Raw genomic sequence first — 26843 nt, 5'->3', positions numbered from 1 at the left:
GAGAGGGAACGGGTTTTGTCAGACTGGCAACGTCATCATGAATTGACGCAGTGCGGCAAAATCCGCCGCCATGTTATGCGACAACAGCGGCAACTGTGCGCGCACCGCCAAGGCCTGTGGCAGCGGTAACTCCTGACCGAGGATCTCTTCAACGCTTTCCTTGAACTTGGCCGGATGTGCCGTGCCCAGGAAAAGACCAAACTCCCCTGCCTGCAGTTGATCGCGCAGAACACGGTAGGCGATCGCCGCATGAGGCTCTGAAAGGTAGCCCAAAGCAGCCAACTCTTTCATGGTTTCCTTGGTGGTTTCATCACTGACCGCGCCATGAGCCAACTCCTTCAACTGCCAGATTTTACGGCGGAACAATTCTTCCACACGCGGCCAGTTATTCGGCTGGCTGACGTCCATCGCGTTGGATAACGTCGCCACAGTGGTGTTTGGCTGCCATTGGCCAGTAGTCAGGAAGCGTGGCACGGTGTCGTTAGCGTTGGTGGCGGCGATAAAGCGTTTCACCGGCAGCCCCAGGGATTTCGCCAGCAACCCGGCGGTCAAGTCGCCAAAGTTGCCGCTTGGCACGGAAACCACCAACTGATTGCGGGCTTCCTGCGGCAGTTGCGCTACCGCTTCAAAGTAGTAGCAGATTTGCGCCAGCAGGCGGCTGATATTGATCGAGTTGGCGGAGTTAAGGTGTACCGCCTCTTTCAGCTCCTGATCGTCAAACGCCTGCTTGACCAACGCCTGGCAGGCGTCAAAGTCGCCATCGATAGCGATGGTGTGGATGTTGCCACCCAACGTGCAGAACAGCTTTTCCTGCAGCGAACTGATCTTGCCCTGTGGATAAAGGATCACCACGCGCACGTTTTTCAGGCCGTAGAAGGCATGAGCAACGGCAGCGCCGGTATCACCGGAGGTTGCAGTCAAAATGGTCACGGGTTGATCGCCCGCGACTTCCGCCAGCATCTGCGCCATAAAGCGGCCGCCGAAGTCTTTGAACGCCAGCGTCGGGCCATGGAACAGCTCCAGGCAGGCGACATCGCTCTCCACCTGCGCCACCGGGGCCGGGAACTCAAACGCGGCCTTCACCCGCTTGTACAGCGCCTCTTCGCCGATCTCGTCGCCAATAAAAGCGGACAGGATCTTGCTGCTGCGAGTGACAAAGTCCATCTCCAGCAGCTTATCAATCTCGGTCAGTTCGAATTCTGGCAGTTCCAATGGGAAAAACAGCCCTTGCTGCTTACCCAGGCCCTGTTTGATAGCCTGCGCGAAGCTGACCTGTTCGTTATGATCTTTCAGATTGTACAGTTTCATGCGTTATCCCAATAGTCGAGCGCCAGCGGTATCCAGGCGGCAAATATGAACAAAACCTTCGTCGTTTTGCAGGTAATGGTTGGTCAGCCAATCGGCCATGCGTTGCGCCGTTGCGCCGTCATCACAGACCGCAAACAGCGTCGGGCCGGAGCCGGAAATACCACAGGCCAAGGCACCGATATCCTGTGAGGCTTTACGCGCTTCGGCAAAGCCCGGCAACAGGCGGGTGCGATAAGGTTCGGCAATCACATCCTGCATCAGCTTGGCCGCCAGACGCGGTTGCTGAGTGTGACAAGCGTGAATAAAGCCCGCCAGATAGCGGCCATGGCTGATACAGTCCTGGCGGCGGTATTGCGCGGGCAAAATGGCACGGGCCTCGGCGGTGGACACTTTGATGCCCGGATAGGCCATCACCCACAGCCAATCTTTAAAGCCAGGCACTTCCTGGCTGATGATCCCTTCTTCTTCCAGAATCAGTTGCAAGCCGCCCAGATAGCACGGCGCAACGTTATCGTAATGCACGCTGCCGGAAATACGCCCTTCCAGTTCGCCCATCAGGGCCAGCAGTTGTGTCTCGTCGAGCGGGCGATCGCAAAACTCGTTCATCGCCATCAGACCGGCTACCACCGAGCAAGCGCTGGAGCCCAGCCCGGAACCGATCGGCATGTTCTTCTCCAACCGCATCGCTACCGGCACTTCTCGGCCAATCGCCTGACAGAAACGCTCCCAGCACTGGTAAACAATGTTCTCTTTAGGATTGGTCGGCAACTTGCTGACAAAACGCCCGCCATTCTCCAGGCTGAAGCAGCTGGCCACCTCTACGCTGACGCAATCCCCCAGCAGCGTACCATCGATAGGGGAAACCGCAGCTCCCAGCACATCGAACCCGACGCTGACGTTACCAATTGAGGCCGGTGCATACACCTTAACCATATTAGACTCCCAACTTCCATGACAGTGTGCGCAACAGATCGGCGAATACCCCGGCCGCCGTCACATCATTACCGGCACCATAACCACGCAGCACCAGCGGCAATGGCTGATAATAACGGCTGTAGAAGGCCAGGGCGTTCTCACCGTTCTTCACCTTATACAACGGATCGTTGCCATCTACCGCATCAATACGTACCAGGCAGCGGCCTTCTTCGATAGCCCCCACATAGCGCAGCACCTTACCTTCCGTAGCAGCAGCGGCCACACGGCGGTTAAATTCGGCATCCAACGCCGGCAGGCGGGCAATAAAGTTCTCCACATCACCACTGGCATCAAACGACGGCGGTAACACCGATTCGACTTCAATATCGCTCAGTTCAAGCGCATAACCCGCTTCACGCGCCAGTATCAGCAGCTTGCGGGCGACATCCATCCCCGAGAGATCGTCACGCGGATCTGGCTCGGTGTAACCGAGGGCCTTGGCCTGCAGGGTGGCCTCCGACAGCGACATCCCCTCATCCAGCTTGCCGAAGATAAAGGACAGTGACCCCGACAGGATACCAGTAAAGCGCACCAACTCATCGCCCGCATTGAGCAGGTTCTGCAGGTTTTCGATCACCGGCAGGCCTGCACCCACGTTGGTGTCATACAGGAATTTGCGGCGAGAACCAGCTGCGGCGGTGCGCAACTGCTGGTAATAACTCATCGACGAGGTGTTGGCCTTCTTGTTTGGCGTTACCACGTGGAAACCATCGGCCAGGAAATCGGCATACTGATCGGCCACCGCCTGGCTGGAGGTACAGTCGACAATCACCGGGTTGAGCAGGTGGCACTCTTTCACCAGGCGGATCAGGCGGCCCAGATTGAAAGGCTCTTTGGCTTCGGCCAGCTCGTCCCGCCAGCTTTCCAGTGAGATGCCGTGCACGTTGGTCAACATCGCCCGTGAGTTGGCAATGCCACAGATGCGCAGATCGATATGCTTTTGCTTCAGCCAAGGCTGCTGACGATAAACCTGTTCGATCAGCGCCCCGCCTACGCCACCAACGCCAATCACAAATACCTCAATCACCTGATCGGTGTTGAACAGCATCTGATGGCTGACGCGCACGCCAGTGGTCGCAGAATCATTATCGACCACCACAGAAATTGAACGCTCAGAAGAGCCTTGAGCGATCGCCACGATATTGATGTTGGCACGCGCCAGAGCAGAGAAGAAGCGCGCAGAGATGCCACGCAGGGTGCGCATACCGTCGCCAACGACCGAGATGATTGCCAGGCGCTCCATCACGTCCAGCGGCTCCAGCACGCCGTCTTTCAGCTCCAGGTAGAATTCGTCTTCCAGGGCACGACGAGCGCGTTGCAGCTCGCTCTGCGGCACACAGAAGCTGATGCTGTATTCGGAAGAGGACTGGGTGATCAACACCACCGAGATCCCGGCGCGTGACATCACGGCAAACACACGTGCCGCCATGCCGACCATGCCTTTCATACCTGGGCCGGAAACGTTGATCATCGCCATATTGTTCAGATTGGTGATGCCCTTTACCGGCGTATCATCGGCCACGCTTTCGCCACCGATCAAGGTGCCGGGAGCTTGTGGGTTGGCGGTGTTTTTAATCAGGCAAGGGATTTGGAACTGGGCAATCGGGGTGATGGTACGCGGGTGGAGAACTTTGGCGCCGAAGTAAGAGAGCTCCATCGCCTCCCGGTAGGACATCGACTTCAGTAATCGGGCATCCGGCACGGTACGTGGATCGCAGGTATAAACCCCGTCCACATCGGTCCAGATCTCGCAGCAGTCGGCACGCAGGCAGGCAGCCAGCACCGCAGCGGAATAATCGGAGCCGTTGCGCCCCAACACAACCAGTTCGCCTTTGTCATTACCGGCAGTAAAACCCGCCATCAGGACGATATGGTCGGCAGGAATTCGCGCTGCGGCGATACGCAGAGTGGACTCGGCAATATCCACGGTCGATTCCAGATAGTGGCCCTGAGCCAGCAGCTTCTCTACCGGGTTAATCACCGTCACCGGATAGCCCTTGGCTTTGAAGACGCCTTCCATGATGGCAATAGAGAGCTTTTCACCCCGGCAGATGATGGCCGCATTGACGCTATCCGGGCACTGCCCCAGCAAAGCCACGCCATGCAGTACCTGTTTGAGCTGCGCGAACTCCTGCTCGACCAATGCCTTCAGGCGATCATACTCAAAGCCTGGCAGCGCCTTGGCCAAACCGCTGAGCAACTCGGTAAAAATGCGCTCGGCGTCGCTCATGGTTGGCAGAATATCCTGGCCGGCTACCGTTTTTTCAATCATCGCCACCAGGTGATTGGTGATCTTGGCCGGTGCGGACAATACCGTGGCTACCTGTCCCTGGCGTGCATTGTTCTCCACGATATCGGCAACGCGCAGAAAACGTTCCGCATTCGCTACCGAGGTTCCACCAAATTTAAGCACTCGCATTTCTGTTATCTCCTGAATTTATGCCGAAAAAAAAGCCCGCACTGGTTAGGTGCGGGCTTTTTTCTTCTGTTTCCTGTACGCGTCAGCCCGCCCCGTTACCTGTGGTATCGGTGGTGGTAATAATTGTCGTATTCAGGCTGATGTTTCGCATTTTGTCTGTCTGTCTCATTAGAATCTCTGTCCCCTCTATTGGTTAAAGCAATCGTCTCGCCAAGTCAAATTATTTCTTTGTTTTGCCTATTTACTGGCCACAGCGAGATCTGCGCGATGAATCCGATAAAAAAACAAAATTGCAGAATAAAAAATCACAATAACGCCACAAAAATAGTGAATAACACCAGATATAGAACATAAAACACCTACATCACTTGGTCAGTTTTTTTTCAATATCATGCAGCAAAGTATGCAGCATGACCGTATCGCGCTGCTGCAAGACTCCTAGCCGCTGGTGTAACCAATCGCGCAGTTTTTGGTCATCCACCACGTCCAGTGCCTGTAAAAGTCGATCCGCCCGCTGGCGCAGCGCCTTGAGCTGTCCAATATCGGCCAGCGGCTCCTGCGTCGCACCGACAGCCATTAACTGTGCCAGTTGATAGCAATACACCATCACCGCCTGGCCGAGGTTCAGCGAAGGATAATCGGCCACCATCGGTACGCCGGTCAGCAGGTCGGCCAACTCCAGCTCTTCATTGGTCAGGCCAGAGTCTTCACGGCCAAACACCAGTGCAGCCTGATGCACCCATTGCTGGCGCTCCACCAACTGGTCCGTCAGTTGCTGAGGGGTACAGTAGTAATGGAAGCGTGCACGGCTGCGAGCGGTGGTTGCAACGGTAAAGTCCACGTCTGCCAAAGCCTGTTCCAGCGTAGAAAACGTCTGTACCGCATCCAGAATATCGCCAGCACCGTGGGCGACCCAGCGGGCCGCGGGCTGCAGATGGGCCTCGCTGTCGACGATGCGCAACGAGGTGAACCCCATGGTTTTCATCGCCCGCGCCGCTGCGCCAACATTTTCCGCCCGAGCGGGCGCGACTAACACGATATGAAACTGCATCAAGACTCCGGAAAAATAATGAGAATAGTTCTTTGACTGTTGAGACTTGTCTGATTATATTTACAAACGATTAACATCGCAAATGGCCACCTGCTATAATATTATTAAATAGGCCGTTCAACTTAAAAACCAGACGAAACAATCATAGTTACAGGTTAAGTTTTAATTTTCATTAAAAACAAAGCACTATATATTCAACCCAAACAGTTAGCCATCAATTGTAACGCGTCAACCACAACAAAGCTGAATCGTTCACAGAATTTGACGATCTGTGACTTAAGCTGGCAGTTCTGTAAGTGTTTTTCACAAAACTGTTAACGTGCTACAATTGAATTTGATATATGTCAACAAACCGTAGTTTTGTTAGGTGATGAATTCGGCGCACACTGTTATATTGCTGTTAATAGGGTTAGGATATCCGCCGTTTTGGCATCATTCGGGGTTGTAAAAAATAGCACCCCCACCCAGCTAGCGATCTTGTTGACATTGATGGAAAGCGCATCAAGAACGAGTTTACGTACTGTAGTTGTTTGGTAATAGAGGGAACGTGAGCGGTATCTCTGCCCTCCATGGAAGAACACCAAGACTACTGTACTTCCTATTTTCTATTTTGTTGGCAATTTTAGGTAGCAAATATGCAGACCCCGCACATTCTGATTGTCGAAGACGAGTTAGTCACTCGTAACACCCTGAAGAGCATTTTCGAGGCGGAAGGCTACATTGTTCATGAAGCCAATGACGGTGCAGAAATGCACAACATCCTGTCTGAAAATGATATCAACCTGGTTATCATGGATATCAACCTGCCAGGCAAGAACGGCCTGCTGCTGGCGCGTGAACTACGCGAGCAAGCCAGCGTCGCGCTGATGTTCCTGACCGGTCGTGATAACGAAGTCGATAAAATCCTCGGTCTGGAAATCGGCGCCGATGACTATATCACCAAACCGTTTAACCCACGCGAACTGACCATCCGAGCGCGCAACCTGCTGTCACGCACCATGAATCTGGGCAGCGTCGGCGAAGAGCGTAAGCTGGTTGAGAGCTACAAGTTCAACGGTTGGGAGCTGGACATCAACAGCCGCTCTCTGATCGGCCCTGCTGGCGAGCAGTATAAGCTGCCACGCAGCGAATTCCGCGCCATGCTGCACTTCTGTGAAAACCCGGGCAAGATCCAGTCCCGTGGTGAACTACTGAAGAAAATGACTGGCCGCGAGTTGAAGCCGCATGACCGTACCGTAGACGTGACTATCCGCCGTATTCGTAAACACTTCGAATCCACGCCGGATACGCCGGAAATTATTGCCACCATTCATGGTGAAGGTTACCGCTTCTGCGGCGAGCTGGAAGAATAAGCCAGCCTCGCTTCACTGGTTAAAGGGTTCAGCTTGCTGAACCCTTTTTATTGAGGCCTGGCTGGACGGGCGCTGTATGATGCTGCGCCCGTCTGGATCTGAAATTATTTGGCCGCACTCCAAGGGATGATTGGCACCGCGCTCAGAGCATTTTTCGGTGAACCATCCACCACCCGATCGGAATAGCTCAAGTAGATCAGCGCATTGCGATTGGCATCATAAAAACGCACCACCTGCAGTTTTTTGAACACTAAAGACGTACGCTTCTGGAACACCACGGTCCCTTCCGACTTACCCTTTTTAATCTTGTCGCTCAGCTCTATCGGCCCAACCTGCTGGCAAGAGATGGCAGCATCTGAGGTATCCTCTGCCAGCCCTAACCCACCTTTTATCCCACCGGTTTTAGCCCGGCTGATATAACAAGTTACATTTTTCACATCAGGATCGTCGAACGCTTCTACCACGATTTTATGATCTGGACCAAACAGTTTGAATACCGTATCGACCGATCCTACCTGTTCCGCCTGTGCGCTATTAACCGTTGCGCAAACCAGGCCAAATAAAAATATCCATCCTTTTTTCATTCACTTAACTCCAATAGAACAGCGTGTTAAATAACAGGGCTGCCAATAAGAACGCCGATATTTCAGGTCACAGAAGTGGTTTCATCCCGGCCCAGACCGCTCTTTTTAGCACAGAGATAGAAAAAAATCTTTGGGAGTCGTGGAGGAAAAAAGTTGCTATTATGCGGCATCGTCATCGCTTAATGCCTGTTAACACCAGTTTTTCCCCGCCTTCCCGCAACGCATATCGCGAAAGCGCCGTATGTAATGCAACTGGTTAATAAATAAGTCAGTGGGCATCAGGTATCAGCATGACAAATCAAACAGTTCGAGTTCCGAACCTGAAGCTCTACGAGGAAGATCTATGGATCAAGCCGGTATCATTCGTGATCTGCTTAGCTGGCTGGAAAGCCATTTGGACCAACCTTTGTCACTGGATAACGTAGCGGCAAAAGCGGGTTACTCTAAATGGCATCTGCAACGGATGTTTAAGGATATCACTGGGAACGCCATCGGGGCATATATTCGGGCAAGAAGATTGTCCAAAGCCGCCGTCGCATTGCGCCTCACCAGTCGGCCTATTCTGGATATTGCTTTGCAGTACCGTTTCGACTCACAGCAGACCTTCACTCGCGCATTCAAAAAACAGTTTGCGCAAACCCCCGCGCTGTATCGCCGCTCGGAAGACTGGAACGCCTTCGGCATGTGCCCGCCAATACGCCTGGGCGCCTTTACGCTGCCACATCCAGAGTTTATCACGCTACCAGAGCTGGATCTGATCGGCCTGACGCAGAGCTACTCCTGTACGTTAGAGCAAATCTCCAACTTCCGCTCCGAGCTGCGTACCCAATTCTGGCAACAATACCTGGGACAGATAGAAACCCTGCCTCCGGTGCTGTACGGCCTGCACCACTCGCGCCCAAGCCAAGAAAAAGACGACGAGCAGGAAGTGCTGTATACCACCGCACTAGAAGCACAACACGTTCCAACCAAGGTGCCGGAAGGCCAGCCGATCACGCTGCAGGGCGGTGAATACGCCATGTTCCGTTATCAGGGGCCAGCATCCGGCCTGCAGGACTTTATCCTGATACTGTACGGCACCTGCCTGCCAGCATTAGAACTGACCCGCCGCAAAGGACATGATATTGAACGCTTCTATCCGCAAGGTGACCGGCGTCCGCCTCAGCCACCCAGCGAGATCCGTTGCGACTATCTGATCCCGATCCGCCGTTAGCGCTGTAGCTCATCCAACGCGGGCATATCCAGATGCGAGATATCGCCCGCGCTTTCCACAATCCAGCCCGGAGCCAACCAGGGGCTTTGTTGATAATCGACGCGTGACAACGAGCAGTTGCGCAAACGCAGACGGCGCTCTGCATAGGCCGGTAACCCTAATACCGTCCCGATCAGGCACCCCAACGCGATGCCGTGACTGACAATCAACGGTTTGCTGCCCTGCGGCAGTTTCAGGCACTCTGTCAGCGCCGCATGCATCCGCGTGGCCAACTCCGTCATAGATTCACCTTGAGGGATACGGCCGTCAGCAGTACCATCGACCATCTGTTTACGCCACAGCTCTTCCTGCGGTGTCAGGCTGTCGATCAAACGTTCTTCCAGAACGCCCATATGCAGTTCACGCAGCCGGGCATCTACCATAACGTCGCAACCGCAAGCGTCCGCAATGATTTGCGCGGTCTGGCGGGTGCGGCCCAGATCGCTGGAAATCACGTGCGTCACGCCCTCATGGCTAACGCGTTTGCCAACCAGATGAGCCTGGTGAACGCCAGTGGCGGTTAATGGGCTGTCGGATTGGCCCTGAATGCGACGTGCTGCGTTCCATTCCGTTTCGCCGTGGCGAACGAGGTATACCTGTAACATTATGCTTTTCCGTTATACTGCGTGAAACTTGAGTTTATCTGTGGCTCGTGCCTTGCACTTCGCATAACTTGCCGCCATCAAAAATCATGGCAAGACACAGCCCCACTTTAAGGAAGCTAAAGCCGTTATGTATCATGTTATCGCTGCAACTACCAACCCGGCAAAGATCAGGGCTATTCAACTGGCTTTTGAAGATACCTTTGGCGCAGACCAATGCCGCATAGAATCGGTTGACGTCGCCAGCGGCGTTTCACTGCAACCCATTGGCAATACCGAAACCCGTACCGGCGCACGCCAGCGCGTGATGGAAGCGCGGCAGGTGCGGCCAGAAGCCGACTTTTGGGTCGGAGTAGAAGCCGGGATCGAAGAAAACATGACATTCGCCTGGATGACGGTAGAAAACCCGACGACCCGTGGCGAATCGCGTTCCGCCAGCCTGATGCTGCCGGAATCAATTTTACAGGGTATTCGCGCTGGCCGCGAGTTAGGCGATGAAATGACCTTGATCACCGGCAATAGCGAAGTCAAACGTCAGGGGGGAGCGATCGGTATCTTTACCGATGGTCGGCTGAGCCGTACCAGCGTTTACCATCAGGCACTGCTGCTGGCGCTGGTGCCGTTCCACAATCCGATTTACCGCAGCCACAACAGCAATAATACGCCGCAGCAATAAGCTACCGGGGTGATTGCTTCACCCCAGTAGTTGCTGTTCCAGCCACTGTTTCAGCGCTGGCGTCGCCATCTTTAGGCTATTTGACCCTCTGGTGATGGTCGCGATGCCCGCCCCGAGCTCATTCTTCAGCTCGCGCTGGCTCATTTCGCCACGCATCAGCTCCTGAATAATCCGCACCCGTGTACCCAGCGCAGTACGCTCATCCGGCGTCAGCAACAGTTGCATCAACGGTTGGTGTAAATCCTGATCGAACGAGCTTTGCAGCAGCGCGACAAAGCGCAGCCAATCTTCATTGCCTTGTTCTGAAAGAGCGGGGTCGTTTAGCGATAATTGCGTCATGCCAGCCACCATACTATTTAACTAGTACAGCAGCATAGCATACAGCGGGTGAGCGTCAAAATGCCGCTAACGCTGAGCTAAATAGCTGCACGTATTGGTGCAACCGGTGTGTCGGAGGCGAGCATACTCGACCCTAACTAACCCATTGATGATCAAAATGGGCGCAACATGCAGCATCCCTACGTTGTGAGCCGGTTGAGGGATGCCTTTTAAGTAATATCTTCGCAATCCCCTATGGATTTCAGACTGTAGCTAGGCACCAAACTTGCTCATCCCCAGGAACTTACTTTTAGTAAGTGACTGGGGTGGGCAAGTGCAGGTAACAACGCTACAGTTTGAAAGACGACGGGGATTTTAATAACGTCTTTGCCACTCGGCATCTGTGAGCACCTTCGCTGGCCGATGCATGAAGTAACGATAAAACGCGTCATAGGCCAACACGTTCTTCACGTAAGAACGGGTTTCCGAGAACGGAATGCTTTCCACAAACGCCACCACATCCACACGGCCGTCGGTATTACCTAACCAGGTATTTACCCGTGATGGGCCAGCGTTATAAGCCGCAGACGCAAGAATGCGGTTACGACCAAATTGCTGATACACCGACTCCAGATAGCTGGTACCAATGGTGATATTGGTTTGCGGGTCAAACAGTTGGCTCGGGCTGCTGTAGCCTGGGATGCCGAACAGATCCACCGTATGTTTCGCGGTACGCGGCATAACCTGCATCAAACCTGCGGCTCCAACCGGCGACTGCGCTTTCGGGTTCCAGGCGCTCTCCTGACGGGCAATCGCCATGGCATAGCTCGGCGTAATGCCTTTATCTTCGGTAGCACGACGGAATTCCTGTGGCCAGGCCAGCGGGAAACGTTCTTCAAGATGATCCCACAGCTTGCCAACGATGGTCGCCTGTACGCTCAGATCGGCCCATTTCTGCTCAAAGGCATACCGGGCCAACGCTTCCTGTTCCGGGCGGCTACGGCTGGCGACGAATGAGCTCCATTCGCTGCGCGCCAGGTTATCCATATTCCAGTACATGAGTTCGCGCACCCGGGCAATCTCCGGGCCACTCACCAGATCGGCACGCGGTTTTGCCGCCACGGCGACCATCACCGGATAAACCACCTGCAGTTTTTGCGCCGCCACCATCGGGTAGAAGCCGCGTTCGTTCATCAGGCTACGCAGTACCACTTCCCCTTCGCTACGTTTACCTTCATCGATCATTACGTTGGCACGCCAGTAACGCCACTCGTCCTTGTTGCGCGATTCTTCAGGCAGGCGGGCCAGCCAGGTTTTCAGCCCCTGACGATCGCCCACGCCCAGCGCCATACGCACGCGGCGCTCCAGCAAGGCAGGCTGTTGGCTGCGCAGGATCACCTGATCGCGCCATTGGGTCTGCTCAAAGGTGGCATCGTTGCCCATCAACCGCCAGGCCACCTCTTCCTCCATTCCCAACTTCTCGCTTTCGCTCATTTTCTGCAGGCGGGCCAGCGTTGGGATCATGGCACGAGCATTTTCTACATCCTGACGGGCCAGACGGGCAAATACGATGCTGGTGGCTGAACGGGTAAAATCTGTCGGGCCGACGCTACGGGCAAAGGCTTCCAGCGTGGTGGGATCGTTTTGCAACCGTACCAGCGCATCCCCCATGGTCTGATAATCGCTTGGTAGTTGGCGGTACAGGTAGTTCACCAAGCCGCTGTTGCCCTCTTTCAACGCCAGTTTCATCCGCGCCAGCGTGTTCAACGGTGTTTGCTTACCAGCAGCCTGCCAAACGCTGAACAGCTTATCGCAGGAACCCGGCAAGGTTTTACCGCTCATCCAGATATCATCGGCACCGGCCCAGGCCACCTGCTGATCGCCAGTGGCCCACTTGGCGTAATAGAAATTACAGCGCGCCGCAACCGGTTTAGGCTCCTGCGGGCTGAAGGCCAGCAGGGTCGTCCAGTCTTGACGGCTCGCCAGCTCGTTCACGAAACGGGCAGAGAGCGATTTCGCCGGTGGCAACGTAGGATGCAATCGCAAAAACTGCTGGACCTGAGCCGCGCTGGCCGTACTGAGATCCTGCGTCAACTGGCGATATTCCAGATAAGGATACAGGGGGTAGCCCTGCAACGTTGGCATCAACTGCGCCACCACATCCATCTGTTTACTGTCCCAGGCCTGCTTGATTTGCAGATAACGCTGGCGTTCACCTTCCAAGGAGTCTGCCAATGTTGCACCAGAAAATGCCGTCAGGCACAGCCCCACAGCCCAAAGCCGCCATTTGTCCACCTTGACCATACTTACTCTTTCCTCGCTGGGTTAGCTTGCCAGAACCGATCCACCCCGATGCCGCGCCGCGTCAGCAGCCAACGGGCCAGTGGATCCTGCTCTGCGAGTGACTCACGCCCCACCGTGGGAAGCCACGACGGGAACAAAACCGTGCCGCCACACCAGGCTGGCATCAGGTATTAATCATAGACAGCAAAAACGCGTATCCATTCATTACTTTATGACAAGTTTATCAGAGTGGATGAAAACCACGCGGCCTGACTATTGTGCCAGGCTAAACAGCAAGGCGACGTTTTGAAAAATCACGGAATTATGGGGGGATTTTCCATCACACAATAACCCCGATGTTCTATAGTTTTCTATGTGAGGGAGAATCTTCCTATACAAAAAATGACATTGCAGAGACATTAATATAGAAATACCCCATACCAATTAAAACAATTCCTATTACTTTATTTTTATTATCTCAGATCAAAAACTCAATTTTGCGATTATTTACCATCACGCGGCAGATAATTGGCTAGCAGCTAGCTGAAAATTATTACCATTCACGTCTGTGTAACAGAAAAAATGGAACACCACTCCGGCAAAAGGGCTGCCGACACAGATGGGGACTTAGATTCGAGCGACTTTAAGGAGAGGCACTCAATGCCAAAACATTCCCCCACTGAATACCAAGAGCCGCCCAAGCCGGAAAAAGCCTGGTATCAATATGATATTGAACAAACGCTTCAGCATTTGAACGGCCAGCCCCAAGGCCTGAGCGAACAGGACGCCGCCGAGCGGCTGAAGAAGTTTGGCCCCAACGCCCTGCCGGAGCAGGCAGGCAAAAGCGCCTTTATGCGCTTTATTGCCCACTTTAACGATGTGCTTATTTATATTTTGCTGGCCGCCGCCTTCCTCAAAGGCATTATGGGGCATTGGATCGATACTGTAGTTATTCTCGGCGTTGCCGTGATCAATGCACTTATCGGTTTTGTGCAGGAAAACAGCGCAGAGAAATCGCTGAAAGGCATTAAGAATATGCTTTCAAGCCAGGCCATTGTGGTGCGTGACGGAATTAACCACACCGTGAATGCGGAAGATTTGGTCCCGGGAGATATCGTGTTATTGCGCCCTGGAGATAAAATCCCCGCCGACCTGCGGTTATTGGAATCTCACAACCTACAGGTTGAAGAGGCCATCTTGACCGGCGAATCTACCGTAGTCTCGAAACAAACCGACGCCATCCCTGATGAAGTGATGATTGGCGATCGCACCAACCTGTTGTTCTCCGGTACCACCATCAGCGCCGGGAATGCCAAGGGCGTGGTTATCGCGACCGGCGGTTATACCGAACTCGGTCACATCAGCGAGATGATCTCAACCGTTAAAACCCAGCGCACCCCGTTACTGCAACAGATGGACCGTCTGGGTAAAAACATCTTCATCCTGATCCTGGTAATGATGGTGTTGCTGTTCGTGTTTGCCTTCACGATGCGTGATATGCCGCTCGGTGAGCTGCTGGTGGCGCTGATCAGCCTGGCGGTAGCCTCGGTGCCCGAAGGTCTACCCGCCATTATTTCGATTATCCTGTCCCTGGGCGTGCAGTCGATGGCACGTAACCGCGCGATTATCCGCAAGCTGCCTACGGTAGAAACCTTGGGCTCGATGACGGTGATCTGCTCGGATAAGACCGGCACGCTGACCATGAACGAAATGACAGCGAAAAACGTCATCATGGCCGACCATGCCTTCCGTGTTGAAGGGGAAAGCTATGAACCGGTTGGCGGCATTTTCTTTGCCGACAGCAACAAACCCGCGCAAGTTCAAGATATCCCGCCGCTAGCGCAGTTCATTACCGCGATCACCTTGTGTAACGACAGCCAGGTAAAGCAGGATGACAGTGGCCGCTGGGCGATCACTGGCAGCCCGACGGAAGGCGCACTGAAAGTGTTGGCGATGAAGGCCGGATTAGAGATAGGTGAAGCTCGCCAGCTGGCTAAAATCCCGTTCGACTCCAGTTACAAATATATGGCGGTACGTAGCCAGGTAGCGGGCAAGAATCAGGTGTTCCTTACCGGTGCGCCAGACGTGCTGTTCTCACTGTGCGAATTCGAACTGACCGATTCTGGCATTAAGCCCTTCCGCCGCGGCTACTGGGAAGCAGAGATGTCGCGCTTTGCCGAGCAAGGTTTACGTATGGTCGCCGCCGCCAGTAAAACCACGCCAGACGGCGAAGTGGAACTGGATCACGGCGATATCCGCCAGCAGATGGTGTTTATCGGTATCGCTGGCGTAATGGACCCACCGCGTCCTGAAGCGGTCGCCGCCATCGCCGAATGCCAGCAAGCGGGGATCCGTGTGAAGATGATCACCGGCGACCACCAGAAAACGGCCATGGCCATCGGTGCCATGCTGGGTATTGGTAACAGCCAGGATTCCATCACCGGCTCCCAACTGGAACATATGGATGACCAAGCGTTAGCTGAAGCCGCCGTGCGTTACGATATCTTTGCCCGCACCAGCCCGGAACATAAGCTGCGTCTGGTAAAAGCGCTGCAGGATAAAGGCGGCGTGGTGGGGATGACCGGCGACGGCGTCAACGATGCGCCAGCGTTGAAACAGGCTGACGTAGGTATCGCCATGGGGATCAAAGGCACCGAGGTCACTAAAGAAGCCGCTGACATGGTGCTGACCGACGATAACTTCGCCACCATCGCCAGCGCGGTAAAAGAAGGCCGTCGCGTTTACGACAACCTGAAGAAAACCATCCTGTTCGTCCTGCCGACCAACCTGGCACAGGGCCTGCTGATCATCATCGCCATTCTGGCCGGTGCCATGCTGCCGCTGACGCCCATCCAGATCCTGTGGATGAACATGGCTACCTCCACCACTCTGTCCTTCGGACTGGCCTATGAGCCCGCCGAAAAAGGGCTGATGCACCGAAAACCAAGGGTACCGGGCAGCAACGTGTTGGATCTGCATGCTATCTGGCGCATAGGCTTCGTCGGCGTGCTGATAGCCATCAGCGCCTTCGCACTGGAAGCCTGGATGGCACCACGCGGCTACAGCAGCGAACTGATCCGCACCGTACTGCTGCAAACCCTGGTCACCGCACAGTGGGTTTATATGTTCAACTGCCGCACCGCAGACCGCTTCCCGCTCAACCGCCAACTGTTCCTGAATAAGGGCCTGTGGTTGGTGAGTGGCGTACTGTTACTGCTGCAGATGGCCATCATCTATCTGCCGTTTATGAACTCACTGTTTGGCACCGCGCCGCTGCCGCTGTTCTATTGGGGCGTGACGCTGATGATTGCCATTGCGCTATTCCTGATTGTGGAAGTAGAAAAATGGGTGATTAACCGCATCAAAGCGAGCCGAAAAACGCTATAATAGGTACTCAGGGACACGCAATTTTCACTAAAACGCCTGGCAAACTCTGCCGGGCGTTTTATAACGTCAAAAACACCTAGGAAAACTCTTATAAAACCGAGCGTAAAGCGCACAACAAACGGCTCTTATACTACAATCCGCACCCAAGACGTTCAGGTTATGCTTTTTAGGTAGTGTGATTGATTGTACATGGTAAAGCTTTTACCCTTTTCGACTAGGCTCAATTATTTAGTATCAGACTGCCGTGCCACCAAGCCGGCCGTAGGCAGGAATGGCGGATGAAAATGTCGATAAAGGCCAGATGGTTGGCTATCAGGACGCTGGGTTCATGTGACAACCCGATCCAATCACGTCGCATGTTACCGATCCTGCTGCTGTCTATGTTGACGTTTCCAAACTTGGCCGGGGCTGATACGCAAGATCCCTACCAAAAACGCATTCATACCGTCACCACCGTGGTGGTGGGAATTATCAGCTATGCTCGCTGGCCCACCAAACCTGATCCGATCCACTTGTGCGTGACTGCGCCTGTCCAGTATGCCGAAGGTCTGTTCGACCCGATATTGCTGACTGCACCGCGGCCAATCAAAACCCTGCGGATCGAGATAGATAACCCGCAGTTGGCAACTAGCTGTGATGTGGTGTATTTGGGCGACGTTAATGCCGCTCAGAAACAAGATTTCTTCCACCGGATCTCGGGTCACTCGATCCTCAGCATCAGCGAAAAGGATATGGAATGTGCTGTTGGCAGTGCCTTTTGTTTGCAAATCAGCAACGATCAGGCGGGTTTTAAAGTGAATCTGGACTCACTGGCGCGCAGTGGCGTGCGTGTTCACCCTAACGTGCTGCAGTTGGCGCGTAAAAAGGGGCCGCCGCAATGAAACTGTTCAGTCACAAAGGTTCGACCACATCTCGCCCTACGCTGGGCCAAGTGCTGCAACGGATGAACCTGGGGCTGGCACTGATCGCCGTCGGCACCGCAGGGATCTTCCTGACGTTGCTGGCGCTGTTTGCCCTGCGTGCCTATGCCAACCATAACCTGCATCTGATCGCCCGCTCGATCAGCTATACCGCTGAAGCCGCAGTGGTGTTTGAGGACCGCCCCGCCGCTCGCGAGGCGTTGCTCCTGATCGCGTCCAACGAAGAAGTGTCGGAGGCCAAGATCCTGGATATGCAGGGGGTCGCCTTGGCCAGTTGGAGTCACCCAACGGATAACCCATTGCATGGGTTGGAACAGTTGGTGGCCCGGTGGGTCTTGCCGGAAGCGGTGGTTTTGCCCATCGCCCATGAAGGCAAACAGATCGGCCTGGTCTGGTTGACCGGCAACGGCAGCAGCCTGCTGACATTCTTGCTACGCGGCATGCTGGGCATGCTTGCCTGCCTGATGCTCAGTACGTTGTGCGCCCTGGTGCTTTCCCGCAGAATGCTCAGAGGGATCGTGACCTCACTGGACGATATCACCAACGTTGCCCATACGGTACGTCGCGATAGGACTTTCGAACTGCGGGTGCCTTCAGCACCGATTGCCGAATTGCACGAACTGAGCTGTGATTTTAACGGCCTGCTGGATGAAATCGAAGCCTGGCAAGAGCACCTGCAACAAGAGAATGACGCATTAACTCACCAAGCCACCCACGACAGCCTGACCGGGTTGCCAAACCGAGCCTTCTTTGAAGCTCAGTTGGGCCGTGCGCTGGCAGAGCTAGAACCCGATGAAAAGCTGGCGGTACTGTTTATCGACGGCAATCGTTTCAAGGAGGTGAACGATAACCATGGTCATGCGGCCGGAGATACCGTATTGATTACCATCGCAGAGCGCCTACGCAGCAGGTTGCGCAAGCACGATCTGGTCGCCCGGATGGGGGGCGATGAATTCGCCATCCTGCTGGCACCGCTCAAAGACACCAACGATGTGTTGCCGATTGCCGACATCATCATCGAGTGTATGCAACAACCCATTGTGTTACCCAACAAGGAAAGAGTGATCGCCGCACTGAGTATCGGCATCGCGTTTTACCCTGAACATGCCTCTAACACTCAGGAACTATTACACGAAGCGGATGACGCAATGTACCGGGCAAAACACCTGTCCCACGGAGGTTGGCGGTTAGCGATGCGCAAATAGCGCCAGCACCGAGCCTCAAACAACCAAAAAGAGAAAAATCAATGTTACAGCAAAATTTTAAACGGTCTTTTTCCCTACTGGCATTAGTGTTTATCACCTTACTCACGCTGGCAGGCTGCCAGAGCAAACCACAGGGGCTGACGGCGGAACAGATCGCCTTACTGCAGGCGCAAGGGTTCAAACTGACCGATAACGGTTGGGAATTTGGCTTTTCCGACAAGGTGTTGTTCGATAACAACGTCGGTAAATTGAACCCTCAAAGTACCGAGATCGTCGAGAAGATGGGCGAAGCGCTGAAGAGCGTAAACATCGTGCAATTCCGCCTGGACGGCCACACCGATAACTACGGCGAAGATAGCTATAACGATCAACTTTCCCTGCGCCGCGCCAACGCAGTGGCCGACGTGCTGGCCGGTATCGGCATTCCGCGTGCCAATATAGAAACCCGCGGGATGGGTAAACGCCAACCGGTAGCGAGTAACGCCACCTCCAGCGGGCGTGTTGAAAACCGTCGCGTGGCGATTGTCGTCACCCCTTAAGAAACAGCAAAGTTCACCTAATGGTGAGCATTAGCGGTTATACTTGACGATCATCATAGAGGTTCTGGGAACCGGTGCTGAAACGGGCTACACTCAGGCCGCCAGACATCCTATAAAAACTGATAGAGAGGCTCGGAGCAACGTGGCTCAATACGTCTATACCATGCACCGCGTCGGCAAAGTAGTTCCGCCGAAGCGTCATATTCTGAAAAACATTTCCCTGAGTTTCTTCCCTGGGGCCAAAATTGGCGTACTGGGCCTGAATGGTTCCGGTAAGTCTACCCTGCTGCGCATTATGGCCGGTATTGATACCGATATCGAAGGGGAGGCTCGCCCGCAACCGGGCATCAAGATCGGCTATCTGCCGCAGGAACCGCAGCTCAATATGGAGCACAGCGTTCGCGAATCGGTTGAAGAAGCGATGGCAGAAGTGGTCGGTGCCCTCAAACGCCTTGATGAAGTGTACGCACTGTACGCTGAAGAAGGGGCCGACTTCGACAAGCTGGCCGCTGAACAGGGCCGTCTGGAAGAGATCATTCAGGCTCACGATGGTCACAACCTCAACACCCAGTTGGAGCGTGCCGCCGATGCACTGCGCCTGCCGGAGTGGGATGCAAAAATCGCCAACCTGTCCGGTGGTGAGCGCCGCCGCGTAGCGCTGTGCCGCCTGCTGCTGGAAAAGCCAGACATGCTGCTGCTGGACGAACCGACCAACCACCTGGATGCTGAATCCGTGGCTTGGCTGGAACGCTTCCTGCACGACTTCGAAGGCACCGTGGTGGCGATCACCCACGACCGTTACTTCCTCGATAACGTGGCTGGCTGGATCCTGGAGCTGGACCGTGGCGAAGGTATTCCGTGGGAAGGTAACTACTCTTCCTGGCTGGAGCAGAAAGACGCTCGTCTGGCGCAAGAAGCCTCAACCGAAGCCGCTCGCCGCAAGTCGATCGAGAAAGAGCTGGAGTGGGTACGTCAGGGTGCCAAAGGCCGTCAGTCCAAGGGCAAAGCCCGTCTGGCACGCTTTGAAGAACTTAACAGCACTGAATACCAGAAGCGTAACGAAACCAACGAACTGTTTATCCCACCAGGCACCCGCTTGGGCGATAAAGTGGTTGAAGTTAACAATCTGCGTAAATCCTACGGCGACCGCCTGCTGATCGAAGATCTCACCTTCGCGGTACCTAAGGGGGCTATCGTTGGCATCATCGGCCCGAACGGCGCGGGTAAATCCACGCTGTTCCGTATGATGTCCGGCCAGGAACAGCCTGATTCCGGCAGCATCGTGCTGGGTGATACCGTCAAGCTGGCTTCGGTCGATCAGTTCCGCGACAGCATGGATAACGCCAAAACCGTGTGGGAAGAAGTTTCCGGCGGTCAGGACATCATGCGGGTGGGCAATACCGAAATGCCAAGCCGTGCCTACGTTGGCCGCTTTAACTTCAAGGGCGTCGATCAGGGCAAACGCGTGGGCGAGCTGTCCGGTGGTGAGCGTGGCCGTCTGCATCTGGCCAAGCTGCTGCAGGTTGGCGGTAACGTACTGCTGCTCGACGAACCAACCAACGACCTGGATATCGAAACCCTGCGCGCGTTAGAAAACGCCCTGCTGGAGTTCCCGGGCTGTGCGATGGTGATCTCGCACGACCGTTGGTTCCTCGACCGTATTGCCACCCACATTCTGGACTATCAGGATGAAGGCAAGGTGGAGTTCTTCGAAGGCAACTTTACCGAATACGAAGAGTACAAAAAACGTACTCTGGGTGCCGATGCGCTGGAACCTCGCCGTATCAAGTACAAGAAAGTCACCAAATAACATCAGGTTGGCTATCTCTGCTTTCAAGCCCGCATTTGCGGGCTTTTTGTTATCCCCAATCCAGCGCCTGCGCATAGTCCACAAAGACCGGATGCTGGATCACGACATCGATAAAACAGGCCAGCGCCGGGGAATTAAGCTTGCGGCTCGGGTAAACCAGATACAGTTCATTACCTTCGGCCTGCCACTGCGGCAACACTTCCACCAATTGCTTTTGCGCGACCACTTCGCGGCTGAGAAACGCGGGCAGCAGTGTAATACCCGCCCCCAAAATGGCACATTCGCGCGCATATAACAGATTATCAGTGGTATGTCGCAGCGGCAGTTGCCAACGGTAATACTCTTCACCACGGCGCAATATCCAGGCGGGCCAAGCGCGGTGAGAGATGCAAAGATGCTGCTGCAACTGCTGTGGATGCAGCAAAGGCGGGTGCTGGGCCAGATACTCCGGCGCAGCCAGCAAGTAACGGGGAGCATGCCCCAGACGGCGGCCAATCAATGAGGAATCCTGCGGTCTGCCGGTACGCAATGCCGCATCAAAGCCCTCCTGCACCATATCCACCATCGCATCCGACACTGACACTTCCAACGAAACATCCGGGTACTGGCGCTGAAAATCCACCGCCAGACGCGGAAGCAACGTCGCCCCCAGCCCGGCAGGCGTGGAGATACGTAAACGGCCGCTGGGGTTATCGCGTAAGCGCTGCAAGGCCAGATCTGCCCGTTCGGCAGCAGAGAGCATCTCCTGGCAGTGTTCAAGATAGCGCTCACCGGCAAAGGTCAAATTTAACTGCCGGGTGGTGCGGTTGAGCAAACGCAGGCCAAGCTTCAACTCCAACTGGCTGACACGCTGGCTGACGCTGGATTTAGGCAGCCCGGCCCGTTTGGCCGCCGCAGTAAAACTGCCGCACTCCGCCACCAGCGCAAACAGCGCCATATCCTGCAACTGCTTGAACATAATTGTTCACCTCAGACGAACACTTAGTTAGTTATTGTCCATCTTATCACTCTACTCCTCAGGGTCTACACTGGGGCTATTCATGCGAAGGAGCACAGTTATGTTAATTAAAGCCATTGCCGTCGATCCGAAAAATCCAGCCGGTTTTATCGAGATTTCCCCAGAAAAACCTGTACCGGGTCAATACGATCTGTGGGTGGAAGTGAAAGCCGTTTCCGTCAACCCGGTCGATACCAAGGTTCATGCAGGCCTGCAAAAGAATGGTTTGCAGCAGCCACGTATTCTCGGCTGGGATGCCAGCGGCGTGGTGCTCGAAGTGGGCAGCAGCGTTAGCGGGTTCAAACCCGGAGATGAGGTGTGGTATGCCGGGGATATTACCCGCCCGGGCAGCAACAGCACCCATCAGCTGATTGACTCACGTATCGTGGCGCATAAACCTGCCAGCCTGGACTGGGCGCAGGCCGCTGCGATGCCGCTGACCGCACTCACCGCCTGGGAAGCCTTGTTTGAACACCTGAATATTCAGCATGCAGACGCCGGTAAGACGCTGTTGATCATTGGCGGTGCTGGTGGCGTGGGCTCGCTGGCGATCCCCCTGGCAGCACAGCGTAGCAAGGTGAAAGTCATCGCTACGGCCTCTCGCCCCGAATCCGCCGCCTGGTGCCGTGAACGGGGTGCTGAGCTGGTGGTCGATTACCGCGATCTGAAAGGCAACCTGGCTAAGGAAGGGATTGAGAGCGTGGATTATATCCTGTGCCTGAACGATACCGATGGCCACTGGAAAGCTATCGGCGATCTGATCGCCCCACTCGGCCATATCTGCACCATCGTTGAGAACAGCCAACCGCTGGATCAAAATGCCTTGAAGCTGAAAAGCGCGGCGCTGCATTGGGAATTCATGTTCACCCGCAGCATGTTCACCACGCCGGATATTGCCCAGCAGGGGGAGATCCTCAAGCAAGTAGCGCAGTTGCTCGATGCAGGCAAGCTGACCACCACGTTGAGCGAAACGCTACAGGGGCTGACGGTGGACACGTTGACCGCCGCGCACGCCAAACTGTTGGATGGGCATATGCAGGGCAAGCTGGTGATAACTTACTAAGTTAGTGGAAAAGTCGATTTATCAGGTAGTAATGAATTGCTATGTACATGATACTGAATCGATGTCCCCTTTGGGTGAGGGGGCACCACATCGCAACTACACCGACATTTACCAGCCTAAAATTTCACCAAGCGGCTGGCATCCGCCGCTAGCAGTTGCTGCACCAGCTCAACACAGCGCAAGAAGCGCTCCTCGTAGTCACTCGACTCTACATGCGCATATTCGATGTTATTGGCGTGCAGCATCTCTTCCAACAAATACTGAAACGCCTTGCGATCGACCGGGCTACCCAAACTGCGCAAGCCATCGGCCACCCACGGGGTGTTATTTTCCAGCAAGATCACCAGATCGAAACGATATTCGTCGATCAACGCCTGAACGAACGGATGTTCCCGCCCTTCATACTTTTTACAGAACGCCTGCGTGGTGACAAAGTCGGTGTCGACAAAGGCCACTTTATTGGCGTATTTCACCGCAAAATCCACGTACTGAGCCTGCCCAAGCGCGATCTTGTCATAATCGGAATACTGCAACGCCATCTCGTCACCGCCCAGGTGGGAGAACACGTAGTCACGGCCATATTCCCAAGCGCTGGTGGTGTTGAAGATGTTCGCCAGCTTGTTGACCAACGTTGACTTGCCGCTGGACTCACCGCCCAGGATCGCCACCGTGCGCACAAAGAACGGCTTCACCTCGGTAGGAATGTAGTCCCAATAGCGGAACGGATCCTGGCGGATCTGGCTGCCGCTGATATTCATAAAGGAACGTTCCGGATCCACCAGGATAGTTTCAATCCCTAAATGTTCGCGGTAACGGGGGGCGTCCAGTTCTTCACTGGAATAGATATAGCTCGGGATGATGCCCTTTTGCTCCATAAAGCACTTCACGCCGTTGCTCCACACGTCCCAGCCGTGCGGGTAAGGCTCGATGCCCTTTTCGTCGAAAGAGTGAATATGGATATTTTTCTGGTACTTAAAGGTCTGTAACAGCCAGCGCAAACGATCGCTGACCGTTGGCTGCTGTGACATCGAGCTGTTTTCGAACAGCAACAGATCGCGCGGCTCATCGTGGCACAGGATCACATGTAGCTCGTCTACCTGGCTACAGGCGCGCTGGATCAGATAGATATGGCCGGTATGTAGCGGGTAAAATTTACCAAACACCACGCCGACTTTCTTCTCACGACGTGGAAATTCAAGCCCGAGGAAACGGTGCAAGGCTTCCAGCTTCTGCGCGCTCGGGCTTTTGATTTTGTCGTTTAACAGCTGGCTGAGGTAGCCTTTGGTCATGCTACTGGCATCAGCTACCTGCTGTAAGGTACATCCCTGCTGCTTAATCGCTGCTTTAAGATAATCGAACTGCCGCATAACCCCTCCCATTTATATCCCCTTCATCTTTCAAGCCGCAGCGTTGTTGACTGCACTTAGTTACTCGGCCCGTCCATGGGCCTCACCCCTTCGGGGCCACTGTGCACAGCGTTCAAATCTGTTCCTGACAGATTTGTCACCCCTGTCACTTACTAAAGTAAGCTCCAGGGGATGGACAAGCTTGTCGCCTAGCTGCGACATGAAAGCTATTGGGTATAATATACTAAACAGGAAACGGTTACCGGCTCACTTAAAGCTCATCTAAAATACTTAACGCATCCGCCAGCTTCTTGACGCCGAACACCTGCATATTGGCCGGTGGTTTCTTCGGCACGTTGGCGTGTGGCACAATCGCTCGTTTGAAACCGTGTTTGGCCGCTTCAGAAATCCGCTCCTGGCCGCTAGGCACCGGGCGGATCTCCCCTGCCAGCCCCACTTCGCCAAACACCACCAGATCGTTGGGTAATGGGCGGTCGCGCAGGCTGGAGACCAACGCCAGCAACAATGCCAGATCGGCACTGGTTTCGCTAACCTTGACGCCGCCCACCACGTTGACAAAAACGTCTTGGTCGGACATCTGCAAGCCACCATGACGATGCAGCACCGCCAGTAGGATTGCCAAACGGTTTTGCTCCAGGCCCACGGCAACGCGGCGTGGGTTAGACATCATCGAGTGATCCACCAGCGCCTGGATCTCAACCAGCAGCGGCCGGGTACCCTCCCAGACCACCATTACCGAACTGCCAGAGGTCACTTCATCACCCCTGCTGAGGAAGATGGCGGAAGGGTTACTTACCTCACGCAGCCCCTGCTCGGTCATGGCAAACACGCCCAGCTCATTGACAGCACCAAAACGGTTTTTGTGGCTGCGCAGCGTACGGAAACGGGAATCGGCATCGCCATCCAGCAACACGGAACAGTCGATACAGTGTTCGAGCACTTTCGGCCCTGCCAATGAGCCATCTTTGGTGACGTGGCCAACCATCACGATAGCCACGCCGCGCGTTTTGGCGAAGCGGGTGAGATAGGCCGCCGTTTCGCGCACCTGCGCCACGCTGCCTGGCGATGACTGGATATCCGCCATATGCATGACCTGGATCGAGTCGATCACCATCAACCGCGGCTGCTCCTGCTCGGCGATCAGGCAGATTTGCTCGATGCTGGTTTCAGACAACATATTCAGGCCGCCGGTAGGTAATCCAAGACGATGAGCACGCATCGCGACCTGTTGCAGCGACTCTTCACCGGTGACGTACAAGGTTTTCATCTGCTCTGCGAGCTTGCACAGCACCTGCAACAGCAGCGTACTTTTCCCCGCGCCGGGGTTGCCGCCGATCAGGATCGCACTGCCCGGCACCACGCCGCCGCCCAGTACGCGGTCAAACTCAACAAAGCCGGTAGAGAAACGCGGCAGCTCTTGCAGACTAATGTCCGAAAGCTTCTGCACCTTGCTGATACCAGCATCGCCCGCATAACCGCTTAAGCGCTCGCTGCGGGCAGCAGAAGAGGAGGCCGCAGCCAGGCGCACTTCAGTAATGGTGTTCCAGGCCTGACAGGCGCTGCATTGCCCCTGCCAGCGCGGATAGTCAGCGCCACATTCATTACAGACAAATGCCCGTTTTACTGCTTTTGCCACAACTTACCTCACATCGTGTTTCAAACTACCGCAGAGCACACAGAGCACTCCCAGCAGGTCGGCATGGCGGATCGAGACCTGCGCCTTCTCATACACCTTAGGCTTCGCGTGGTAGGCAATGCCCAGCCCGGCTACCTGCATCATTTTCAAATCGTTGGCACCGTCACCGATCGCCACGGTTTGCTGCGGCGGGATCCCGAGCTTCTCTGCCAGCGCCACCAAAGTATCGGCCTTGAATTGGGCATCTACGATTGGCCCAAGCACTTCGCCGGTCAGCTTACCGTCGCGGATCTCCAGCTCATTGGCGGCCACAGCCACCAGCTTGAGTTTGTCACGCAGGTACTCGGCATAATAGGTAAAGCCGCCAGAGGCAATGGCAACGTGCCAGTCCAGCGCCTGCAATTTACGCACCAGGCTGGTCAACCCAGGCATCAATGGCAGTTCGTCACGCACCTGCTTAAGGATATTGGCATCGGCACCTTTCAGCGTCCCCACACGTTGGCGCAGGCTGGCGGTGAAATCGAGTTCGCCGCGCATCGCGCGTTCGGTCACTTCACTGACCTGCTCGCCCACCCCGGCCAACTTGGCAATTTCGTCGATGCACTCAATCTGGATCGCCGTCGAGTCCATATCCATCACCAACAGACCCGGCTTGCGCAGGTTAGGGATTTTGCCCAGTGGGGCAACGTCTAGCCCGCTTTCATTCGCCAACAGTTTGGCGCGCGCAGACAGCGTCCCCGCCAGGCGAACCACCTGATAATCTTCCACCGCCCAGGCCGTCACGATCACCATCGCGGCACCCAGCTTGCGCTGGAACTGAGTAATACGCTCTTTATCCAGTTCTCTGCCATATAGTAGCCAACCGGTGTGGCCCGCCCGATAATCCAGCGGCATGACTTCGTCACCGCTCAACGAAAGAGGCAACCCCGGCCATTGAGAGATCTCGGCGGGGAGATCGCAATAGGTCAGACTATTTGGCATCCTTAACTCCTGAATAACACTGCATGATAAAACGACGCATCAAGCTATCCTATCGCCATTGCTTCTGGCAACATATTACCCTATGAATCTCGAGTTGGCCGCTCTGGCGCATCCATGC

The 26843-nt window shown here is 54.9% G+C and carries 22 protein-coding genes, 1 pseudogene and 1 other annotated feature; of the genes and pseudogenes, 9 read left to right on the top strand and 14 right to left on the bottom strand.

Annotation, left to right across the window (positions count from 1 at the left end; all coding sequences use genetic code 11):
* Nucleotides 1-18: 18 nt before the first annotated feature.
* The 6 genes and pseudogenes from thrC to yjjY form a co-directional block, all read right to left on the bottom strand.
* Nucleotides 19-1308 (bottom strand): threonine synthase, encoded by a 1290-nt coding sequence (thrC, locus tag KAJ71_RS00820; RefSeq protein ID WP_248943950.1) that lies wholly within the window; start codon nt 1306-1308, stop codon nt 19-21.
* A 3-nt stretch (nt 1309-1311) separates the two neighbouring features.
* A complete protein-coding gene (gene thrB, locus KAJ71_RS00815; RefSeq protein WP_248943949.1) occupies nt 1312-2241 on the bottom strand; it encodes a homoserine kinase in 930 nt (309 codons plus the stop codon).
* Between the two features lies 1 nt (nt 2242).
* On the bottom strand, nt 2243-4702 hold the full coding sequence (gene thrA, locus KAJ71_RS00810) for a bifunctional aspartate kinase/homoserine dehydrogenase I (protein WP_248943948.1): 2460 nt from the start codon (nt 4700-4702) through the stop codon (nt 2243-2245).
* Nucleotides 4703-4727: 25 nt separating this feature from the next.
* Nucleotides 4728-4846, bottom strand: a sequence feature (Thr leader region).
* A complete protein-coding gene (thrL, locus tag KAJ71_RS00805; RefSeq protein ID WP_071998276.1) occupies nt 4785-4853 on the bottom strand; it encodes a thr operon leader peptide in 69 nt (22 codons plus the stop codon). It overlaps the preceding feature by 62 nt.
* 213 nt (nt 4854-5066) lie before the next feature.
* Nucleotides 5067-5753, bottom strand: a complete 687-nt coding sequence (locus KAJ71_RS00800; protein WP_248943947.1) for a tRNA/rRNA methyltransferase — start codon at nt 5751-5753, stop codon at nt 5067-5069.
* Between the two features lie 389 nt (nt 5754-6142).
* Nucleotides 6143-6280: pseudogene (yjjY, locus tag KAJ71_RS23495) on the bottom strand (YjjY family protein); the annotation flags it as partial.
* 108 nt (nt 6281-6388) lie between these two features.
* Here yjjY and arcA point away from each other — a divergent pair.
* On the top strand, nt 6389-7105 hold the full coding sequence (gene arcA / locus KAJ71_RS00795; protein WP_248943946.1) for a two-component system response regulator ArcA: 717 nt from the start codon (nt 6389-6391) through the stop codon (nt 7103-7105).
* A 104-nt stretch (nt 7106-7209) separates the two neighbouring features.
* Here the strand turns inward: arcA and creA are convergent, their stop codons facing one another.
* On the bottom strand, nt 7210-7689 hold the full coding sequence (gene creA / locus KAJ71_RS00790) for a protein CreA (protein ID WP_248943945.1): 480 nt from the start codon (nt 7687-7689) through the stop codon (nt 7210-7212).
* A 343-nt stretch (nt 7690-8032) separates the two neighbouring features.
* On the opposite strand from creA, the gene robA reads away from it, so the two are divergent.
* Nucleotides 8033-8902 (top strand): MDR efflux pump AcrAB transcriptional activator RobA, encoded by an 870-nt coding sequence (gene robA / locus KAJ71_RS00785; RefSeq protein WP_248943944.1) that lies wholly within the window; start codon nt 8033-8035, stop codon nt 8900-8902.
* Here robA and gpmB read toward each other — a convergent pair.
* A complete protein-coding gene (gpmB, locus tag KAJ71_RS00780) occupies nt 8899-9546 on the bottom strand; it encodes a 2,3-diphosphoglycerate-dependent phosphoglycerate mutase GpmB (protein WP_248943943.1) in 648 nt (215 codons plus the stop codon). The genes robA and gpmB overlap by 4 nt on opposite strands.
* 127 nt (nt 9547-9673) lie before the next feature.
* Between gpmB and yjjX the strand changes: the two genes are divergently transcribed.
* On the top strand, nt 9674-10219 hold the full coding sequence (gene yjjX / locus KAJ71_RS00775; protein WP_065683575.1) for an inosine/xanthosine triphosphatase: 546 nt from the start codon (nt 9674-9676) through the stop codon (nt 10217-10219).
* A gap of 18 nt (nt 10220-10237) precedes the next feature.
* On the opposite strand, the gene trpR is transcribed toward yjjX, so the two are convergent.
* The gene (trpR, locus tag KAJ71_RS00770; RefSeq protein WP_029710775.1) at nt 10238-10558 is read right to left on the bottom strand and encodes a trp operon repressor; all 321 of its coding nucleotides are present in this window, start codon (nt 10556-10558) and stop codon (nt 10238-10240) included.
* A 354-nt stretch (nt 10559-10912) separates the two neighbouring features.
* On the bottom strand, nt 10913-12841 hold the full coding sequence (gene sltY, locus KAJ71_RS00765; RefSeq protein WP_283106603.1) for a murein transglycosylase: 1929 nt from the start codon (nt 12839-12841) through the stop codon (nt 10913-10915).
* A 639-nt stretch (nt 12842-13480) separates the two neighbouring features.
* Between sltY and KAJ71_RS00760 the strand changes: the two genes are divergently transcribed.
* The 5 genes from KAJ71_RS00760 (at nt 13481) to ettA (ending at nt 20681) form a co-directional block, all read left to right on the top strand.
* A complete protein-coding gene (locus KAJ71_RS00760; RefSeq protein ID WP_248943942.1) occupies nt 13481-16207 on the top strand; it encodes a cation-transporting P-type ATPase in 2727 nt (908 codons plus the stop codon).
* 278 nt (nt 16208-16485) lie between these two features.
* A complete protein-coding gene (yfiR, locus tag KAJ71_RS00755; protein WP_248943941.1) occupies nt 16486-17088 on the top strand; it encodes a regulatory sequestration protein YfiR in 603 nt (200 codons plus the stop codon).
* Nucleotides 17085-18332: a diguanylate cyclase DgcN/YfiN gene (dgcN, locus tag KAJ71_RS00750; RefSeq protein WP_248943940.1), complete on the top strand. Its 1248-nt coding sequence runs from the start codon at nt 17085-17087 to the stop codon at nt 18330-18332. The genes yfiR and dgcN overlap by 4 nt, the downstream gene beginning before the upstream one ends.
* Nucleotides 18333-18373: 41 nt before the next feature.
* Nucleotides 18374-18871 (top strand): outer membrane lipoprotein YfiB, encoded by a 498-nt coding sequence (gene yfiB, locus KAJ71_RS00745; protein WP_248943939.1) that lies wholly within the window; start codon nt 18374-18376, stop codon nt 18869-18871.
* A gap of 142 nt (nt 18872-19013) precedes the next feature.
* Nucleotides 19014-20681 (top strand): energy-dependent translational throttle protein EttA, encoded by a 1668-nt coding sequence (gene ettA, locus KAJ71_RS00740; protein WP_248943938.1) that lies wholly within the window; start codon nt 19014-19016, stop codon nt 20679-20681.
* 49 nt (nt 20682-20730) lie between these two features.
* Here the strand turns inward: ettA and KAJ71_RS00735 are convergent, their stop codons facing one another.
* Nucleotides 20731-21639: a LysR family transcriptional regulator gene (locus KAJ71_RS00735; RefSeq protein WP_248943937.1), complete on the bottom strand. Its 909-nt coding sequence runs from the start codon at nt 21637-21639 to the stop codon at nt 20731-20733.
* Between the two features lie 100 nt (nt 21640-21739).
* Between KAJ71_RS00735 and KAJ71_RS00730 the strand changes: the two genes are divergently transcribed.
* The gene (locus KAJ71_RS00730) at nt 21740-22741 is read left to right on the top strand and encodes a zinc-binding alcohol dehydrogenase family protein (protein WP_248943936.1); all 1002 of its coding nucleotides are present in this window, start codon (nt 21740-21742) and stop codon (nt 22739-22741) included.
* Between the two features lie 116 nt (nt 22742-22857).
* Here KAJ71_RS00730 and nadR read toward each other — a convergent pair whose 3' ends face one another.
* The 3 genes from nadR to serB all read right to left on the bottom strand — a co-directional run bounded on the left by nadR (nt 22858) and on the right by serB (nt 26725).
* Nucleotides 22858-24108, bottom strand: a complete 1251-nt coding sequence (gene nadR, locus KAJ71_RS00725; RefSeq protein ID WP_248943935.1) for a multifunctional transcriptional regulator/nicotinamide-nucleotide adenylyltransferase/ribosylnicotinamide kinase NadR — start codon at nt 24106-24108, stop codon at nt 22858-22860.
* Between the two features lie 250 nt (nt 24109-24358).
* The gene (gene radA, locus KAJ71_RS00720; protein WP_248943934.1) at nt 24359-25744 is read right to left on the bottom strand and encodes a DNA repair protein RadA; all 1386 of its coding nucleotides are present in this window, start codon (nt 25742-25744) and stop codon (nt 24359-24361) included.
* A gap of 3 nt (nt 25745-25747) precedes the next feature.
* Complete coding sequence (serB, locus tag KAJ71_RS00715; protein WP_121608652.1) at nt 25748-26725, bottom strand: phosphoserine phosphatase; 978 nt, start codon at nt 26723-26725, stop codon at nt 25748-25750.
* Nucleotides 26726-26843: the final 118 nt, after the last annotated feature.

This window comes from Serratia silvae, assembly GCF_023282985.1.
Taxonomy (GTDB): Bacteria; Pseudomonadota; Gammaproteobacteria; order Enterobacterales; family Enterobacteriaceae; genus Chania; species Chania silvae.
Note: the sequence above shows the minus strand (reverse complement) of the source record. Positions and strands in the feature narration are given on the sequence as shown.

Excerpts from the sequence above, each read along its gene's own strand:
- thrA (WP_248943948.1), bottom strand. The coding sequence starts at position 4,702 with ATGCGAGTGCTTAAATTTGGTGGAACCTCGGTAGCGAATGCGGAACGT.
- dgcN (WP_248943940.1), top strand. The coding sequence starts at position 17,085 with ATGAAACTGTTCAGTCACAAAGGTTCGACCACATCTCGCCCTACGCTG.
- yjjX (WP_065683575.1), top strand. The coding sequence starts at position 9,674 with ATGTATCATGTTATCGCTGCAACTACCAACCCGGCAAAGATCAGGGCT.
- thrC (WP_248943950.1), bottom strand. The coding sequence starts at position 1,308 with ATGAAACTGTACAATCTGAAAGATCATAACGAACAGGTCAGCTTCGCG.
- sltY (WP_283106603.1), bottom strand. The coding sequence starts at position 12,841 with ATGGTCAAGGTGGACAAATGGCGGCTTTGGGCTGTGGGGCTGTGCCTG.
- creA (WP_248943945.1), bottom strand. The coding sequence starts at position 7,689 with ATGAAAAAAGGATGGATATTTTTATTTGGCCTGGTTTGCGCAACGGTT.
- KAJ71_RS00735 (WP_248943937.1), bottom strand. The coding sequence starts at position 21,639 with ATGTTCAAGCAGTTGCAGGATATGGCGCTGTTTGCGCTGGTGGCGGAG.
- arcA (WP_248943946.1), top strand. The coding sequence starts at position 6,389 with ATGCAGACCCCGCACATTCTGATTGTCGAAGACGAGTTAGTCACTCGT.
- thrB (WP_248943949.1), bottom strand. The coding sequence starts at position 2,241 with ATGGTTAAGGTGTATGCACCGGCCTCAATTGGTAACGTCAGCGTCGGG.
- gpmB (WP_248943943.1), bottom strand. The coding sequence starts at position 9,546 with ATGTTACAGGTATACCTCGTTCGCCACGGCGAAACGGAATGGAACGCA.
- nadR (WP_248943935.1), bottom strand. The coding sequence starts at position 24,108 with ATGCGGCAGTTCGATTATCTTAAAGCAGCGATTAAGCAGCAGGGATGT.
- KAJ71_RS00800 (WP_248943947.1), bottom strand. The coding sequence starts at position 5,753 with ATGCAGTTTCATATCGTGTTAGTCGCGCCCGCTCGGGCGGAAAATGTT.
- KAJ71_RS00730 (WP_248943936.1), top strand. The coding sequence starts at position 21,740 with ATGTTAATTAAAGCCATTGCCGTCGATCCGAAAAATCCAGCCGGTTTT.
- robA (WP_248943944.1), top strand. The coding sequence starts at position 8,033 with ATGGATCAAGCCGGTATCATTCGTGATCTGCTTAGCTGGCTGGAAAGC.
- yfiR (WP_248943941.1), top strand. The coding sequence starts at position 16,486 with ATGAAAATGTCGATAAAGGCCAGATGGTTGGCTATCAGGACGCTGGGT.
- trpR (WP_029710775.1), bottom strand. The coding sequence starts at position 10,558 with ATGACGCAATTATCGCTAAACGACCCCGCTCTTTCAGAACAAGGCAAT.
- serB (WP_121608652.1), bottom strand. The coding sequence starts at position 26,725 with ATGCCAAATAGTCTGACCTATTGCGATCTCCCCGCCGAGATCTCTCAA.
- yfiB (WP_248943939.1), top strand. The coding sequence starts at position 18,374 with ATGTTACAGCAAAATTTTAAACGGTCTTTTTCCCTACTGGCATTAGTG.
- KAJ71_RS00760 (WP_248943942.1), top strand. The coding sequence starts at position 13,481 with ATGCCAAAACATTCCCCCACTGAATACCAAGAGCCGCCCAAGCCGGAA.